Genomic DNA, 14,773 nt, shown 5'->3' with positions numbered 1-14,773 from the left:
GCCATGCAAGGCACACAGACCGCGCCGCTGGCGCGCGCCGTCCCAGGACAGGAAACCGGCGCACAGGCGCAGGAAGAGACCCGCATCGTCGGCATGCTGGTGCGCCGGCTGATCCCGTTCCTGGCGCTGATCTACGTGGTGGCGTATATCGACCGCTCGGTGGTCGGCTTTGCCAAGCTGCACATGAACGCGGCGATCGGCATCAGCGATGCGGCCTATGGCCTGGGCGCGGGCTTGTTCTTCGTCGGCTATTTCCTGTGCGAGGTGCCGAGCAACCTGGCGCTGGAGCGCTTCGGCGCGCGCCGCTGGTTCGCCCGCATCCTGCTGACCTGGGGCGTGATCACCATGGCGATGGCGTTCACGCAGGGCGCGCACAGCTTCTACGTGCTGCGCTTCCTGCTGGGCGCGGCCGAAGCCGGCCTGTATCCGGGCATCCTGTACTTCCTGACCAAGTGGTTCCCGATGCGCCATCGCGCGCGCATCATCGGACTGCTGGTGCTGGCCCAGCCGATCGCGCTGATCATCACCGGACCGATTGCCGGCCTGGTGCTGTCGACGCAGGGGCTGTTCGGCATGTCCAACTGGCAGACGCTGTTCGTGCTGAGCGGCCTGCCGGCGGTGCTGCTGTGCCTGCCGACGCTGCGCATCCTGCCGGAATCGCCCGCCAGCGCCGCATGGCTGGCACCGGCCGACCGCGCCTGGATCGAGCGCGAACTCGCCGCCGACCAGGCTGCCTATGCGCTCAAGTCGCACGGCAATCCGCTGCAGGCGCTCAAGGACAAGCGCGTGCTGCTGCTGTCGCTGCTGTTCCTGCCGTTCCCGCTGAGCATCTACGGGCTGTCGCTGTGGCTGCCGACCATCATCAAGCAGTTTGGCGTGACCGATGCAATGACCGGCCTGCTGTCGGCCGTGCCCTACCTGTTCGCCGTGGTCGGCCTGTACCTGGTGCCGCGCCATTCGGACCGCAAGGGCGAGCGTTATGGCCATATCGTGGTGGTGTCGGGGATGGCAGCGGTCACCATGGGGCTGAGCGCGTGGGTGCAGTCGCCGGTGCTGCAGTTCCTGTTTATCTGCCTGACCGCGTTCTCGATCTATTCGATCCAGGCGGTGGTGTGGGCGCTGCCCGGTGAATTCCTGACCGGCGCCAGCGCGGCGGTGGGTATTGCCACGATCAACTCGCTGGCCAACCTCGGCGGCTACTTCGGGCCATATGGCATCGGCGTGATCAAGGACGCCACCGGCAGCCTGGCCGCGGGGCTGTACTTCCTGTCGGCAATGCTGGTGTTCGCGGTGGTGATGGCGTTCGTGGTGCGCGCCGCGCTGCGGCCGGCGGCGCGGGCCGGTGCAGCGCAGGCCGGTGCCTGACCGCCGGCGTCACGGCCGCCGCTTCTTCCACTCATAGTCGGGCGGCGGATCCGCCGCGCCGGCGCGGCCGACCGAGTTGGGGTTTTCCGAGCACAGCGTGACAAAGCTCACCGGTTCGCCCGCATGCTGGCGCTGGCGCAGCGCTTCGGTGAAGTGCAGCGCCTCGCGCATCGCGTCGCTCGGAAACGACTGCGCGTGCGGCGTGAGCCCGGTACCGTGGGCTTCGGACCAGTAGACCATGTACATAAGGCTTCCTTTTGCGTGCGCCGGGTGGTTGGGGTGGCTGCAACCTTCGTTCCCGCTGCCGCGGTGGCAGGCAGTGGGCGGCGGAGTGTGCCGGGGACCACGATTGCAATCCCTTCCTGCGCCTTTTGCAAGCTTTGGCATGGCGCAGGCACAATGGCGCTTCTCGCACGGTCTGGCTTGGTGCGCCTTGCGCCTTGCGCTCGGTCCTGATCCGCTGTGCCTTTCGCGTACCGTCCCGATCCGTCTCGGTCCCCATGCCTGATATCGCGCTGATTCCCGCCACCGCTGCCGATGCCGACCGGCTCGCCGCCCTGCACACCGCCAGCTGGCAGCACACCTATCCCGGCATGCTGCCAGACGCGTACCTGCGCGAGCAGGCCTATCCGGAGCGGCTGGCGGCCTGGCGCGCGCGCATGCATGAGGGCGCGGATGGCCCCGTGGAGGCCACGCTGGCGCTGGTCGATGGCGTGGCCGCCGGCTTTGCCTGCCTGTTGCCCGAGGCTGAGCCCCAATTCGGCATCTACCTGGACAACCTGCATGTCCTGCCGGCCTTCCATGGCCAGGGTGTGGGCAAGCGGCTGCTGGCGCATTGCGTGCAGCGCGTGGCGCAGCGCTGGCCGGGGCAGCCTCTGTTCCTCTATGTGCTGGAGGCCAATACGCAGGCGCGCGAGTTCTACCAGCGGCTGGGCGGCGAGACATCGGAACCGTTCGAGGACGATTTCCACGGGGCCGGCCTGCGCGTCATGGTGCGGCGCGTGACCTGGCCCGACGTGGCGGCGCTGGCCAGGCGGCTGGCGTAATGCAAGCTGGCGGGCGCGGCAGGCATTGCCGAGCCGCTTGCCACTGGCCTACCATCGCCGGCATGCCAACCGGAGACGCCCAGCCATGATCCTGCCGACCGCCAGCTTGCCGCAACCCGCCCGTGCGCGCCTGTCCCCGGCCTTGGCCGCTGCCGCCATGACTGTGGTCCTGGCCGGCTGCGCCGGCACGACGGCAGCGCCGCCCGCCGCGGCCAGGCCTGCCGATGCCGCGGCAGCCGCGCCGCACTGGCAGCGCGTGCATCTTGGCGCAGGGGCGGGCGCAGGCTATGACTTCCCGGTCTATGCCAACCACCGGCTCGACGGCGACCTGTCACGCATCCGCGAAGTCGTGTTCGTCCAGCATGGCCTGCAGCGCAACGGCGACGACTACTATGCCGCCGGCGCCGAACTGCTGAAGGCCAGCGGCCGCAGGCCGGACGAGGTGCTGCTGCTCGCGCCGAATTTTCCCGGCACGCCTGACGAGAAGAAGGGTTTTACCGGCATGCCGCAATGGTCGGTGCAGGGCTGGCTCAGCGGCGAGGATGCGGTCGACGGCCCGGCTCGACTCAGTTCGCTACAGGTGCTGGACGACCTGCTCGCCTTCGTCACCGACAAGGCGCGGCTGCCGCAGGTCGGCAAGGTGACGGTGGCCGGCCATTCCGGCGGCGCGCAGATCGTGCACCGCTACGCGGTGCTGAACAATGTCGACGAGCGCATCCGCGCGGGCGGCATCGACCTGCGCTACGTTGTGGCCAATCCGTCGTCCTATCTGTATTTCACGCCGGTGCGACCGGCTGGCGCCGATGGCAAGTCGTTCGCGCCGTACGACAAGGCCATTTGCCCGGACTACGACAAGTACCGCTACGGCATGCAGGACATGGTGCCGTACGCGCAAGGCGCCGACGGCATGGCGCTGTACCAGCGCTATGCTGGGCGCCAGGTGACCTATCTCGCCGGCACCGAGGACAACGATCCCAATCACCGCGTGCTCGACAAGGCGTGCGGCGCGGAGGCCGAGGGCCCGACGCGGCTGCAGCGCGCGCGCGGCTACCTGCGCTACGAGCGCTACCTCGCCAGCCCGGGCTCGGTCAGCCGCCACCAGGGGTATGAAGTGGTGGGCGTGGGGCACGACCAGGCGCGCATGTTCGGTTCGCAGTGTGGGGCGCGCGCGGTGTTCGGCATGCCTGAAGCCGCCAATACCGGCGGTGCGGCCTGCCGTGCGCCGCAGCTCTGAGTCGGGGCGCACTGGATACCGCTATGGCAAGAAAAAACCCGCGGCAACCGCGGGTTCAAGTCCCTGCCCGCAGGATCGGGCTCGGAGGAGACAACCACAGGAAAAGCCGTGGCGTCAGTCAGGTCAGGCTGTATTTGACGACCTGTTCTTCGACGCCGACAAAACGTACCAGCTGGCGCAGGCCGCTGGCATATTCCTTGATGTGGTGCCCGTCAGGCGTATCGGGCAATCGGTAGTAGATCGGAGCCTTGTTGCGCAGCGGCGCCAGCAGGCCGGGCAGGCGTTCGCCGCCATCGGCTTCCCAGGCGACGTCGCGCTCTTCGGCAAGCATGGGTTTTCCGGTCATGGGCATACTCCAGATTCGGTGCATGGTGCGGCCGGGGACGGTTTTTTCTTGCTCGCACAGGGTTTCAATGTATGGAATGTATGGCAAGTAACGCAAAAATGCCATTCAGCATTATTTAATTCTGTCTGCCGAGAAATTTCGAAACTGCCAGATTTACCAAATATATGTCGGCGCTTGCAGATACAGATATTGCCGGATTGTGGCGATCCTTGCATCACGCCTTGCCGACAGCTTGGGGCACTGCGCTAACATAGCGACAGTTTTTGCGGCCCGTGGCGCACCGGCACGACCGGCACTCCCGCCGCATGGCACTTCGCAACCATCAACCGCCCCGGCGGGCCACCGCCCAGACGCATGTCGACCCAGCACGCCTTGTTGATTTCCCTGCTTGAAAAGCCGTCGTCCGGTTATGACCTGGCGCGCCGGTTCGATCGCTCCATCGGCTATTTCTGGCATGCGACCCACCAGCAGATCTACCGTGAGCTGGGGCGCATGGCCGACAGCGGCTGGATCGCGGCCGACGAGAGCGAGACCACGGAAAACGAAGGCGCCGCCGACCGCAAGAACCGCAAGAAGGTCTACCGGGTGCTGCCGGCCGGGCGCGAAGAACTGGTGCGCTGGGTGCTGACGCCCGGGGCCGGCCTCGACCAGCGCGAGGAAATCCTGGTCAAGCTGCGTGCCGATGCCGCGATCGGGCCGCTCGGCCTTGGGGATGAAATGCGCCGGCTGATCGCGCTCCACCAGGCGCGGCTCGAGACCTACCTGGCGATCGAGCGCAAGGATTTCTCCGCGCCCGACATGGACCGCGCGCAGCAGTTGCGCTATACGCTGCTGCGGCGGGGCATCCGCTTCGAGCAGGACTGGGTTGCTTGGGGCGAAGACCTGCTGCCGCTGCTGGAGCGCCCGCCGGCGTAGCGCGCAGTGCGCCAGAGCAAAACGCCGGCCCAGGCGACTGCCTTGCCGGCGTTTTTTGTTGTGGCCTGGTCAGGCTCAGGCCACGTCGACCGCGCGGGCACCCGCCTGGCTGGCTTCGCCCAACCCCAGGCGCCTGCGCGCCAGCGCATATTCCTCGGCAAAGCGCCGCACCAAATCGCCCGCCGGCACCACGCGCTTGATCGCGCCCACGCCCTGGCCGGCACCCCAGATATCCTTCCACGCCTTCACGCTGGTCGAGCCGAAGTTCATCTTGGACGGATCGGACTGCGGCAGCGCCTCCGGGTCCAGGCCCGCGCGCTCAATGCTGCCGCGCAGGTAGTTGCCGTGCACGCCGGTAAAGAGGTTGGAGTAGACGATGTCGCCGGCGCTGCTGTCGACGATCATCTGCTTGTAGCCGTCCTGCGCGTTGGCTTCCTGCGTGGCGATGAAGGCCGAGCCGATGTAGGCCAGGTCGGCGCCCGCGGCCTGCGCGGCCAGGATGGCGTCGCCACTGGAGATCGCACCCGACAGCAGCAGCGGGCCGTCGAACCATTCGCGGATCTCGTGCAGCAGCGCGAACGGCGAAAGCGTGCCGGCGTGGCCGCCGGCGCCGGCAGCTACCGCCACCAGCCCGTCGGCGCCTTTCTCGATGGCCTTGCGCGCGAAGGTGTTGTTGATCACGTCGTGCAGCACGATGCCGCCGTACGAATGCACCGCGTCATTGACTTCCTTGCGCGCGCCCAGCGAGGTGATCACGATCGGCACCTTGTAGCGCACGCACAGCTCCAGGTCATGCTCGAGCCGGTCGTTGGACTTGTGCACGATCTGGTTGACCGCGAACGGTGCCGCCGGACGGTCCGGATGCCTGGCGTCGTGCTCGGCCAGTTCGGTGGTGATGCGGTCCAGCCATTCTTCCAGCTTGGGCGCCGGGCGCGCGTTCAGCGCCGGGAACGAGCCCACCACGCCGGCCTTGCATTGGGCAATCACCAGGTCGGGGTTGGAGATGATGAACAGCGGCGAGCAGACCACCGGCAGCGACAGCCGGTTCTGCAGCAGGGCGGGGAGGGTCATGGGTGAGTCTCCTGGGTAGTACGGTGAGGCAAATAAGAATCTGACGGGCGCGGGCGGCAGCCTGGCCGCTTACGCGGCACCGGTCAGCACGTCCTTCTGGCTGGCCAGGCGCGCGCCCATGGCGGCGGCCAGCGCCTCCAGTCCGGAGCGCGGGCGCACCATCACCTCGAATTCGGCAATATGGCCGGCATCGTTGAAGCGGATCATGTCGATGCCCTTGAGCGCCTTGCCATCGACCGTGGCGCTGAATTCGAGCACCACGCTGTGGCCGTCCTCGCTGACAAAGCTGCGGTGGTAGCGGAAATCGCGGAACACCTGGTTCACCGTGGTCAATACCAGCGCGATCGCGGCACGGCCGGGGTAGGCCGTATGTGCGACCGGCGAGCGGAATACGACTTCGTCGGCGACGATGGCGTCGAGCCCGGCCATCGAATTGGTGGCAATCAACTGGTGCCAGGTGTCGAGCGAGGCCTGCGCTGCGGGAATCAGCTGGGTGGTGGTCACTGCGGTCTCCTTGGACGGTGCGGCGTGCGCCAGCTACCTTGTGCGCTCGTTTGTGTTCTGATTTTATGCAACCAGTTGCATAATGAGTCGAAAGGTAGCACGCACTGCGGCACTGCGCAAGCCGGCTTTGGCCCCGCGCCGTGCCGGGGCGCCTCGCAGTGACGTGTTGACTACAATAGGCAGCATCGCCCGGTGGAATCCCTCCCGCACCCACTAGCCACCGGCAGGAGAAGTCAGTGACCACTAAGTCGACCGCGCACCAACCCGGCCAGGCGGCGCTGTTCGATGCCGACCTCGCCGCATGGCGCGCCCATCCCGAGCGTGCCTTCGATGGCTGGCTGGCGCGGCACGGCTTCCGCCACGGCACCAGCGTGGTGTACCGCGCGATGTGGGGCAAATTGCTGCGCTGGTCGGCCGAGCGCGGACTGCCGCCGCTGAGCTGGTCGGCGGAGCAGATCGGCGAATTCCTGGATGCCCAGCAGCTGCACAAGTCGCACCGCTACCGCTATGCGCGGCTGATCGAACGGGTGTTCCACCATCTCTCCCAGTTGCGCGAGGGCATGCACAACCCGGGAAGCCAGGCGGTACGCGCGCACCTCGCCGAGGGCGAGAACGACCCCACTGCCTTCCTGCTGCCGGGCGAGCGCGACCTGCTGGTGGCCCGCATCCTCGGCCCGGCCGGCGTGCCGCCGACGGTGGAGGAATGCCGTGCGGCATCGCCGACGCAATGGAAGCGCGCGCGCGATACCGCCTTGCTGGCGGTGTTGCTGGGTGGCGGGCTGAAGGTAGGCGAAGCGCGCGCGCTGCGCCTGGAGGCCATCGACGATGGCGCCCCGGGCCGGATGGCGCTGCGCATGGTGCGTCCCGACAATGGCCGCGCCTATACCGCGCCGCTGTTCGCGCTGGCGCATGCCCCGCTGCGGGCGTGGCTGGCACTGCGCGAGGCGTCGGGCACGCTCGGCAGCCTGCTGTTCCCGGCCATGCCGGCGGGCCGGCCGATGCACGCGGCTTCGGTCTACCGGCGCGTGGAAATCCTGCTCGACGAAGCCGGCGTGCTAGCCGGCCGCCATGAGCGGGCCTCTCCGCAGACCCTGCGCAATACCTGCGCCGCCATGCATTTCGAGGCCGGCGCGACGCCGGCCGAGGTGGCGCAATGCCTGGGCATGCGTGACCTGGAATCGGGCTGGCGGCTGCGCGGCGCGTACGAGGCGTGGCAGGCACGGGCGGGATTGGTGGCCCAGGCGAGCGACAGACAGCCCTGAGGCCGCGCCGTCATGCTTGTAACTGTGTGTGCCAGCTGACCGGTTGCGGCTGACTCATCGTGGATAATAGGCGACACTACCGCCTGCGCGGGCTCAAATGTGCGGCATCAGGCATTGCACGATGGCGCTTGAGACTCGCCGCCCCGAATCGAAATCCGACGCTTATTTCCCATGCCCGAAACCCTGCTCCTTACCGGCGCCACCGGCTATATCGCCTCGCATACCTGGGTCGCGCTGCTCAATGCCGGCTACCACGTGATCGGACTGGATAATCTGTGCAACAGCAGCCCCGTGGTGATCGAGCGGCTCGCCACCATTACCGGCAAGACCCCGCATTTTGTCGAAGGCGACGTGCGTGACCGCGCCTTGCTGGACCGGCTTTTTGCCGAACACCGCATCAGCGGGGTGATTCATTTTGCCGCGCTCAAGGCAGTGGGCGAATCGGTGAGCCAGCCGCTGCAGTATTACAGCAACAACATTGACGGCCTGCTGACGGTCTGCGCCGCCATGGGTGCGGCCGGGGTGAAACAACTGGTGTTCAGTTCCTCGGCCACGGTTTATGGCAATCCCCACACTGTGCCGATTCTTGAGGATTTCCCACTGTCGGCGACCAATCCGTATGGCCAGACCAAGTTGATGGGCGAGCAAATCCTGCGCGACCTGGAAAAATCGGACCCGGCATGGCGCATTGCCTACTTGCGCTATTTCAATCCGGTCGGCGCGCACGAAAGCGGGCTGATCGGCGAAGATCCGCGCGGAATTCCGAATAACCTGATGCCTTACGTGGCGCAGGTGGCCAGCGGGCGCCGCGAGAAACTGATGGTATTCGGCGGCGACTACCCCACGCCTGACGGTACCGGCGTGCGCGACTATATCCACGTCTGCGACCTCGCCGACGGCCACCTGGCGGCGCTGGTCTACCTGCGCGACCACGGGCGCGGCATGACCGTGAACCTGGGCACCGGCCGCGGCTACAGCGTGCTGGAAGTGGTCGAGGCCTACCAGCGAGCCAGTGGCCGACCGGTGCCGCATGAGATCGTGGCGCGCCGCCCGGGCGATATCGCCTCTTGCTATGCCGATCCCGCGCTTGCCAGCCAGCTGCTGGGATGGCGCGCGCAGCACGGCATCGATCGCATGTGCCAGGACTCGTGGCGCTGGCAGTCGATGAACCCGCGCGGGTTCGACGCCTGAGCGGCAAGTTCCGGCAAAACACACCAAACAAAAACGCCACGGCTTGCACCGTGGCGTTTTGCCATGCGCCGGAGTCGCGCTTCAGCGAATCAGGAAATCCTCGACGGTCTTGCCCTGGGCCAGTGCCTGGGTCAGCCAGCCTGGACGCTTGCCGCGGCCGGTCCAGGTATTGCCGGCACTGTCGCGATAGCGCACCGGCACCTTGCGATTGACCGCCTTCTTGCCGGCCGGCGCTTTCGCGCCAAAACCCAGGTCTTCCGCGGTCAGGCCATATTGCTCGATTTTCTCGCGAATATCCGAGATCACCGAAGCCTGTTCACGTGCCTTGATTTCCTCGGCTTGCTTCTGCAGTTCATTGATTTTCTGAACGATTTCCTGATAAGTCGACATTGCGTCCTCGGTTTCCGGTGGGGTGATATGCGTGGGTATCTGCACAGCGGGGTGTCGCGCAATGCTGCGCAGTGCTGAGCTGTCGGTGTACTGAAATGCTGAAAACAATTATAACGGGGCAACCGGCGGCTGCAAATGCCGGGGCTCTATTCGAGCATGGTTTTTACGAAAATTCTTGCTGCCGATATTGCAGTGAACTTTCGTGAACCATTCCGGTCACTCTGCCGCATTTGAACCCGGATCGCGGCGGCGCACTTCGTCCGACCGCCGACCCGGTACATAAATCATCCTGACCTGGCCGATCCGCTCAAATCGGCACCGGCCCCGGCCGCGCCGGCGCCGATGGAAATCCAATAGCCATAATCGGCGGCCGCTCCGGTGAATAAAGCGTCTGTTTACATGCCGCGCTCGGCGTGCCGTATATCCGACATCCAGGTTAATTTCCGCCCATTGGCCACGTGGCCGGGCGCCGTTGCTCAAGTACCGGATGGGGCGCGCCGTTATCCGGGCAGGGCTGATCAAGCGGGTGTCTGGTCTTGCCGTAACGAGGCCAGGGGTGTACCTCGCGGAATGCTTACGTTTTCCTTTCGACAATGTCTCTCCACAACAATATCCGGATCAAGACCCTGTTGCTCGCGCCCGGCAGCGGTCGCTGCCGGCAGCAACCATGACTGGAGTGCGTTCTAAACCGGTGTTCCCGGCAGGGGACCCCCGTATTGTGTTGTTCACACGGCGACCGCAAGATGCCATGATGCGAGGTTTGGCCCGCGTCGGGTTTGTCTTCGCGCATTTTCTTCATCACCGCGCAGCCCAATGATTGCCCTGAGTACCGTCCTGTTGCTGCTCGCCGCCCTGCTGGGCGTGGCCGCCGTCCTCGGCGCCCGCGCCGGGCGTGCGGACGAGGGCGCCGGAAGCCGGTCGCTGCGCACGCTGACATTGTCGGCGGCGCTGATGTCGCAGCTGGCCGTCAGCCTGCCCGTGGTGGTGGTGGTGCTGTCGGGCAGCGTCCCGGCGGCCAACGACACCGCCCAGATGGCCGCCAGCTTCGCCACCGCCGCGGCTGCCACCACCGGCGGAAAGCTGCTGCTGCAGTGGCTGCGCCAGGGCGCGCGCCTGTGGCGCGGCGCGGCAGTGCTGGCGGTGGTCGCCGGCGCCGGCATGGTGGCCGCGGCCGGCACCCACCTCGGCCGGGCCTGCGGCGCCGGTGCACCCTCTGCGCGCGCCTGCATCGACGCGGCTGGCCTGCCGCATCCCGCCTGGCTGGCAGGTGGTCTGACCGCGCTGTGCGCGCTGATGTTCGCACTGCACCGGGCGCAGTCGCACGGCTGGATCCCGGTATCGCGCATCGAGACCAGCCCCGCCGAGGATCTCGCCGACGATGCCGCCGCCCCGGCGCGCGGCGCTGAACCGCGGCTGGTGCGGCGCGGCGCCCGCATTCCCGGCCGGCTTACGGTGCGCGCCACCGCGCGCGGGCAGGGTACGGTGGGCGAGTACAGCGTCGCCACCGTGATGCCCGACCGAGTCGCGTTCGGCCGCTGGGTGGACCAGGCCATGGCCCAGGCGCGGCTGGCCGATACCGGCTGCGCCGTGCTGCTGATCCATATTGCCGACTACCGCGAGGTCGACGAAGTCTTCGAGATCCGCGCCGACGATATCCTGGCGCAGGATGCCGGCGCGCTCGCGCAGGCCGTGCTGGAGCCGCACGATTTCCTCGCCCGGCTGGCGCGCGACGAGTTCGCCGTCGGCGTGCCCGAGCTGGTGCACCACGGCCGCGCGCAGGAGCTGGGCTCGCGCGTGCTGGGTTCGCTGGCCGAGTTCATTGCCGCGCGCGGGCTGCAGATGCAGATCGGCGTCAATATCGGCATCGCCATCTATCCGCGCGATGCGCAGACCTCCGAGGCGCTGATGCAGGCCGCGCGTGTGAGCCTGGCCGAGGCGCGCGAAAGCGGCTCGAACCAGGTGCGCCTGTTCAACAGCGCCGCCGGCGAGCGCGCCCGCCGCACCCGCGTGATCCGCCGCGACCTGTGGCTGGCGATCCAGGACGATGCGCTGTCGCTGCAGTTCCAGCCCAAGTACGACGCCCGCCGCGGCACGCTGGTGGGTGCAGAGGCGCTGTGCCGCTGGCGCCATCCCGCGCTGGGGCAGGTCAGCCCGGCCGAGTTCATCGCCGTGGCCGAGCAGTCCGGCCAGATCGACAAGCTCGACGACTGGGTGCTGACCAGCGTCTGCCGCCAGGTGCGCCAGTGGCAGGACGCCGGACTGCCGACCGTGCCGGTGGCGATCAATGTGTCGGGGCTGCGCTTTGCCAGCCGCAATTTCCCGCAGTACCTGCTCGAACAGATCCACCAGCACGACATCCCGCCATCGGCGATCACGCTGGAGATCACCGAAACTGCCGCCATGAAGGACATCGGCAAGTCGCTGGAGACGCTGGCCGAGCTGCAGTCGCTCGGCATCCAGGTGGCGCTGGACGACTTTGGCAGCGGCTATTCGAGCCTGGGCTACCTCAAGCGCCTGCGCGTGGGCACGCTCAAGATCGACCGCACGCTGATCGGCGGGCTCGACTCCGATGCGCAGGGCCGCGCCATCGTCGGCTCGATGGTGGCACTGGCGCACGAGCTGCGCATGAAGGTGGTGGCCGAAGGCGTCGAGTCGGCCTCGCAGCTGGGGATCCTCAACGAGATGGGCTGCGACGAGGTGCAGGGCTACCTGCTGTCGCTGCCGCTCGATGCGGCGGGGTTTGCCGACGCGCTGCGTGGCCGGCAGCAAGCCTGAGCGCCGCACGCAGGAACACCAAGGCGAAAGCACGCCAAAGGCGCTAAAGCGTGGCGCCTGGCATGCCGATATCCACGCTGGCAGGGCCCGCGCGCTTGCGGTGCGGCCTTGCGCCGGCCTGTCCGTCGCCGGCCGCGCCACCGGCGCCAAGCACCTGCTTCAGCATTCGGCGGATCAACCGAGCCCTGCCAACGGAGGCGCCAATGTCATTGCCCAGCATCCTCGTCGTCGACGATTCCCCCTCGCTACGCCGCATGATCGGCGCATGCCTGCGTGCCGGCGGATTCGACGTCACCGAGGCCGCCGACGGCGAACAGGCACACGCGCTGGCCGAGGCCGCTGCTGCGGATGATGCCGTGGATCATGTCGCATTCGGCATGCTGGTCACCGACCAGGTCATGCCCGGCATGGACGGCCTGACCCTGATTCGCCGCCTGCGCGCCAGCGCGCGCTATGCCGCCATCCCCATCCTGATGCTGACCACCGAGCATGACGGCAGCATCCGCGAGCAGGCCCGCGCCGCGGGCGCCTCGGGCTTCCTGCCCAAGCCCTTCGATCCCGATGCACTGATGCAGGCCGTGGCGGAGCTGCTGGCGCCGCCGCACCCCTCGTCGGAGGGGTAGGGAAGAGACAGCGTCGGCCTTCAGTCCCCCCGTTTGCTGCCGTAAACACTGGTGGGCGGAATCACGCCCCGGCGCGTTGCGCCAGGAAACCGGCATGACCAGACATGAGGGGCTGACGATGCGGCATATCGACAAGGCAAACGGCGCCGCAGGCGCGAATGAAGGCGCTGGCGAGGAATTCCTGGCCTTCACGCTGGGCCGCGAAGAGTACGGCATCGATATCCTGAAGGTCCAGGAAATCCGCGGCTACGAGTCGGTCACCCAGCTTGCCAATGCGCCCGACTACATCAAGGGCGTGATCAACCTGCGCGGCATCATCGTGCCGATCATCGACCTGCGCATCAAGTTCCGCCAGGCCAACGTCAGCTATGACCAGTACACCGTGGTCATCATCGTCGATCTCAACGAGCGCACCACCGGCATCGTCGTCGACGGTGTCTCTGACGTGCTGACGCTGACGCCCGCGCAGATCAGGCCCACGCCGCATTTCTCCGGCGAGCTGGCTACCGGCTACATCCGTGGCCTTGGCTCGGTCGAACAGCGCATGCTGATCCTGGTCGATATCGAGAAGCTGCTCGATACCGAAGAACTGGCCGCGCTCGACGCCGTGGCCTGACCTCTGCCACACCTGCCTTTTCGCCCCCGCCGTCCGGCTGGCTTACCACGCTTGCCGGATCGTACCGCCCGGAATTGCGCCATGCCTGGCAGCCATGGTTTCCCGGGCAAGCAGTATTGATGTCATCCATGCGAAACAACCAACCCGTTACGCAACGCGAATACCAGCTCTCACCATCGGACTACCTGATCTCGCGCACGGACCTCAAGGGCCGTATCACCTTCGCCAACCGCACCTTTATCGAGGCCAGCGGCTATGCGGCGGAGGAACTGCTGGGCGCGCCGCACAACCTGGTGCGCCACCCCGACATGCCGCCCGAGGCGTTTGCCGACCTGTGGCAAAACCTGGAAGCCGGCCGCACCTGGATGGGCGTGGTCAAGAACCGCCGCAAGAACGGCGACTTCTACTGGGTCAATGCCACCGTGACGCCGACGCGCGTCGACGGGCGCGTGGTCGGCTATACCTCGGTGCGTTCGATGCCCTCGCGCGAGCAGGTTGAAGCCGCCGGTGCGCTGTATGCGCGCTTCCGCGCGGGACGCGCCGCGGGGCTGGCGATCCGCGATGGCGCCGTGGTGCGCACCGGCATCGCTGGTTTCGCCCGGCGTGCGCTGCGCATGAACCTGAAGCGCCGCATCCTGTGGGCGCAGGCGGGCGGGCTGGTGTGGTTCCTGGCGGCGCTGGCGGCGGTCGAGATCCTGGATCCGGCGGGCGCCGCGACGCTGCGCCCGTGGCTGTGGGGCGGTTTCGCGCTGGCGCTGGCGACCTCGTTCGCGGCCGGCACCATGCTGTTGGCGCGCGTGCACCGGCCGGTGGGCGACATGCTGGACTTTGCGCTGCGCCTGGGCGCGGGCGACCTGACCACGCGCTTCGAGCATCGCGGCGGCGACGAGATCGGCGCGCTGGCGCAGGCGATGCAGACCATGCAGCGCAGCCTGCTGTCGGTGGTGCATGAAATCCAGGAAGGCATGGCCAGCATTTCCACCGCGACGCGGCAGGTCGCGGCCGGCAACAACGACCTGTCGCAGCGCACCGAGCAGCAGGCGGCGTCGCTGGAAGAGACTGCTTCCAGCATGGAAGAGCTGACCAGCACGGTGCGTCAGAACGCCGACAACGCGCGCCAGGCGAGCGGGCTGGCGGCCAATGCGTCGGAAACCGCGCTGCGCGGCGGCGAGGTGGTGGGCCGCGTGGTGCAGACCATGGACGAGATCAACGATGCGTCGAGGAAGATCGTCGACATCATCGGCGTGATCGAAGGCATTGCCTTCCAGACCAACATCCTGGCGCTGAACGCCGCGGTGGAAGCCGCGCGCGCCGGCGAGCAGGGCCGCGGCTTTGCGGTGGTCGCGGGCGAGGTGCGCAGCCTGGCGCAGCGCAGCGCCAATGCGGCCAAGGAGATCAAGGGCCTGATCGGCGATACCGTCGAGCGTGTCGACAA

Annotated in this window: 16 protein-coding genes; 10 read left to right on the top strand and 6 right to left on the bottom strand. The window is 67.3% G+C overall.

Annotated features, from left to right (window positions below; translation table 11 throughout):
• The first annotated feature begins 3 nt into the window (after positions 1-3).
• Positions 4-1,365, top strand: a complete 1,362-nt coding sequence (locus K309_RS0121785; protein WP_029048396.1) for an MFS transporter — start codon at positions 4-6, stop codon at positions 1,363-1,365.
• Positions 1,366-1,374: 9 nt separating this feature from the next.
• On the opposite strand, the gene K309_RS0121780 is transcribed toward K309_RS0121785, so the two are convergent.
• The gene (locus K309_RS0121780) at positions 1,375-1,611 is read right to left on the bottom strand and encodes a hypothetical protein (protein WP_029048395.1); all 237 of its coding nucleotides are present in this window, start codon (positions 1,609-1,611) and stop codon (positions 1,375-1,377) included.
• Between the two features lie 254 nt (positions 1,612-1,865).
• Between K309_RS0121780 and K309_RS0121775 the strand changes: the two genes are divergently transcribed.
• Positions 1,866-2,411 carry a GNAT family N-acetyltransferase gene (locus tag K309_RS0121775; RefSeq protein ID WP_029048394.1) on the top strand — a complete coding sequence of 182 codons (546 nt, stop codon included), beginning with the start codon at positions 1,866-1,868 and terminating at the stop codon, positions 2,409-2,411.
• Positions 2,412-2,496: 85 nt separating this feature from the next.
• Positions 2,497-3,645, top strand: coding sequence for a hypothetical protein (locus K309_RS0121770; protein WP_029048393.1), 1,149 nt, complete (start codon positions 2,497-2,499; stop codon positions 3,643-3,645).
• 118 nt (positions 3,646-3,763) lie between these two features.
• On the opposite strand, the gene K309_RS0121765 is transcribed toward K309_RS0121770, so the two are convergent.
• Positions 3,764-3,991, bottom strand: coding sequence for a hypothetical protein (locus tag K309_RS0121765; RefSeq protein ID WP_029048392.1), 228 nt, complete (start codon positions 3,989-3,991; stop codon positions 3,764-3,766).
• Between the two features lie 354 nt (positions 3,992-4,345).
• Here K309_RS0121765 and K309_RS0121760 point away from each other — a divergent pair, with 354 nt between their 5' ends.
• The gene (locus K309_RS0121760) at positions 4,346-4,906 is read left to right on the top strand and encodes a PadR family transcriptional regulator (RefSeq protein WP_029048391.1); all 561 of its coding nucleotides are present in this window, start codon (positions 4,346-4,348) and stop codon (positions 4,904-4,906) included.
• A 75-nt stretch (positions 4,907-4,981) separates the two neighbouring features.
• On the opposite strand, the gene K309_RS0121755 is transcribed toward K309_RS0121760, so the two are convergent.
• Together K309_RS0121755 and K309_RS0121750 are read right to left on the bottom strand one after the other, a co-directional pair.
• The gene (locus tag K309_RS0121755) at positions 4,982-5,977 is read right to left on the bottom strand and encodes an NAD(P)H-dependent flavin oxidoreductase (RefSeq protein WP_029048390.1); all 996 of its coding nucleotides are present in this window, start codon (positions 5,975-5,977) and stop codon (positions 4,982-4,984) included.
• Positions 5,978-6,046: 69 nt separating this feature from the next.
• Positions 6,047-6,481, bottom strand: a complete 435-nt coding sequence (locus K309_RS0121750; protein ID WP_029048389.1) for a nuclear transport factor 2 family protein — start codon at positions 6,479-6,481, stop codon at positions 6,047-6,049.
• A gap of 236 nt (positions 6,482-6,717) precedes the next feature.
• Here K309_RS0121750 and K309_RS0121745 point away from each other — a divergent pair, with 236 nt between their 5' ends.
• Positions 6,718-7,743 (top strand): tyrosine-type recombinase/integrase, encoded by a 1,026-nt coding sequence (locus K309_RS0121745; RefSeq protein ID WP_029048388.1) that lies wholly within the window; start codon positions 6,718-6,720, stop codon positions 7,741-7,743.
• Positions 7,744-7,914: 171 nt separating this feature from the next.
• Entirely contained in the window at positions 7,915-8,934 is a 1,020-nt protein-coding gene (galE, locus tag K309_RS0121740) for a UDP-glucose 4-epimerase GalE (protein WP_029048387.1), read from the top strand.
• Between the two features lie 81 nt (positions 8,935-9,015).
• On the opposite strand, the gene K309_RS0121735 is transcribed toward galE, so the two are convergent.
• Positions 9,016-9,324 (bottom strand): H-NS histone family protein, encoded by a 309-nt coding sequence (locus tag K309_RS0121735; RefSeq protein WP_029048386.1) that lies wholly within the window; start codon positions 9,322-9,324, stop codon positions 9,016-9,018.
• 813 nt (positions 9,325-10,137) lie between these two features.
• Between K309_RS0121735 and K309_RS0121730 the strand changes: the two genes are divergently transcribed.
• Positions 10,138-12,099, top strand: coding sequence for a putative bifunctional diguanylate cyclase/phosphodiesterase (locus K309_RS0121730; RefSeq protein WP_029048385.1), 1,962 nt, complete (start codon positions 10,138-10,140; stop codon positions 12,097-12,099).
• Positions 12,100-12,142: 43 nt separating this feature from the next.
• Here K309_RS0121730 and K309_RS43810 read toward each other — a convergent pair whose 3' ends face one another.
• The gene (locus K309_RS43810) at positions 12,143-12,265 is read right to left on the bottom strand and encodes a hypothetical protein (protein ID WP_255360118.1); all 123 of its coding nucleotides are present in this window, start codon (positions 12,263-12,265) and stop codon (positions 12,143-12,145) included.
• Between the two features lie 37 nt (positions 12,266-12,302).
• On the opposite strand from K309_RS43810, the gene K309_RS0121720 reads away from it, so the two are divergent.
• The 3 genes from K309_RS0121720 to K309_RS0121710 form a co-directional block, all read left to right on the top strand.
• Complete coding sequence (locus K309_RS0121720) at positions 12,303-12,722, top strand: response regulator (protein WP_029048384.1); 420 nt, start codon at positions 12,303-12,305, stop codon at positions 12,720-12,722.
• 118 nt (positions 12,723-12,840) lie between these two features.
• A complete protein-coding gene (locus tag K309_RS0121715) occupies positions 12,841-13,338 on the top strand; it encodes a chemotaxis protein CheW (RefSeq protein WP_029048383.1) in 498 nt (165 codons plus the stop codon).
• A gap of 128 nt (positions 13,339-13,466) precedes the next feature.
• On the top strand, positions 13,467-14,773 hold a 1,307-nt coding region (locus tag K309_RS0121710), incomplete at its 3' end, for a methyl-accepting chemotaxis protein (RefSeq protein WP_029048382.1).

The sequence above is a fragment of the Cupriavidus phytohabitans genome (assembly GCF_000426345.1).
GTDB lineage: Bacteria > Pseudomonadota > Gammaproteobacteria > Burkholderiales > Burkholderiaceae > Cupriavidus.
Note: the sequence above shows the minus strand (reverse complement) of the source record. Positions and strands in the feature narration are given on the sequence as shown.

Excerpts from the sequence above, each read along its gene's own strand:
- K309_RS0121785 (WP_029048396.1), top strand. The coding sequence starts at position 4 with ATGCAAGGCACACAGACCGCGCCGCTGGCGCGCGCCGTCCCAGGACAG.
- K309_RS0121730 (WP_029048385.1), top strand. The coding sequence starts at position 10,138 with ATGATTGCCCTGAGTACCGTCCTGTTGCTGCTCGCCGCCCTGCTGGGC.
- K309_RS0121760 (WP_029048391.1), top strand. The coding sequence starts at position 4,346 with ATGTCGACCCAGCACGCCTTGTTGATTTCCCTGCTTGAAAAGCCGTCG.
- K309_RS0121720 (WP_029048384.1), top strand. The coding sequence starts at position 12,303 with ATGTCATTGCCCAGCATCCTCGTCGTCGACGATTCCCCCTCGCTACGC.
- K309_RS0121715 (WP_029048383.1), top strand. The coding sequence starts at position 12,841 with ATGCGGCATATCGACAAGGCAAACGGCGCCGCAGGCGCGAATGAAGGC.
- K309_RS0121775 (WP_029048394.1), top strand. The coding sequence starts at position 1,866 with ATGCCTGATATCGCGCTGATTCCCGCCACCGCTGCCGATGCCGACCGG.
- K309_RS0121765 (WP_029048392.1), bottom strand. The coding sequence starts at position 3,991 with ATGACCGGAAAACCCATGCTTGCCGAAGAGCGCGACGTCGCCTGGGAA.
- K309_RS0121770 (WP_029048393.1), top strand. The coding sequence starts at position 2,497 with ATGATCCTGCCGACCGCCAGCTTGCCGCAACCCGCCCGTGCGCGCCTG.
- K309_RS0121735 (WP_029048386.1), bottom strand. The coding sequence starts at position 9,324 with ATGTCGACTTATCAGGAAATCGTTCAGAAAATCAATGAACTGCAGAAG.
- galE (WP_029048387.1), top strand. The coding sequence starts at position 7,915 with ATGCCCGAAACCCTGCTCCTTACCGGCGCCACCGGCTATATCGCCTCG.
- K309_RS0121755 (WP_029048390.1), bottom strand. The coding sequence starts at position 5,977 with ATGACCCTCCCCGCCCTGCTGCAGAACCGGCTGTCGCTGCCGGTGGTC.
- K309_RS0121780 (WP_029048395.1), bottom strand. The coding sequence starts at position 1,611 with ATGTACATGGTCTACTGGTCCGAAGCCCACGGTACCGGGCTCACGCCG.
- K309_RS43810 (WP_255360118.1), bottom strand. The coding sequence starts at position 12,265 with ATGCTGAAGCAGGTGCTTGGCGCCGGTGGCGCGGCCGGCGACGGACAG.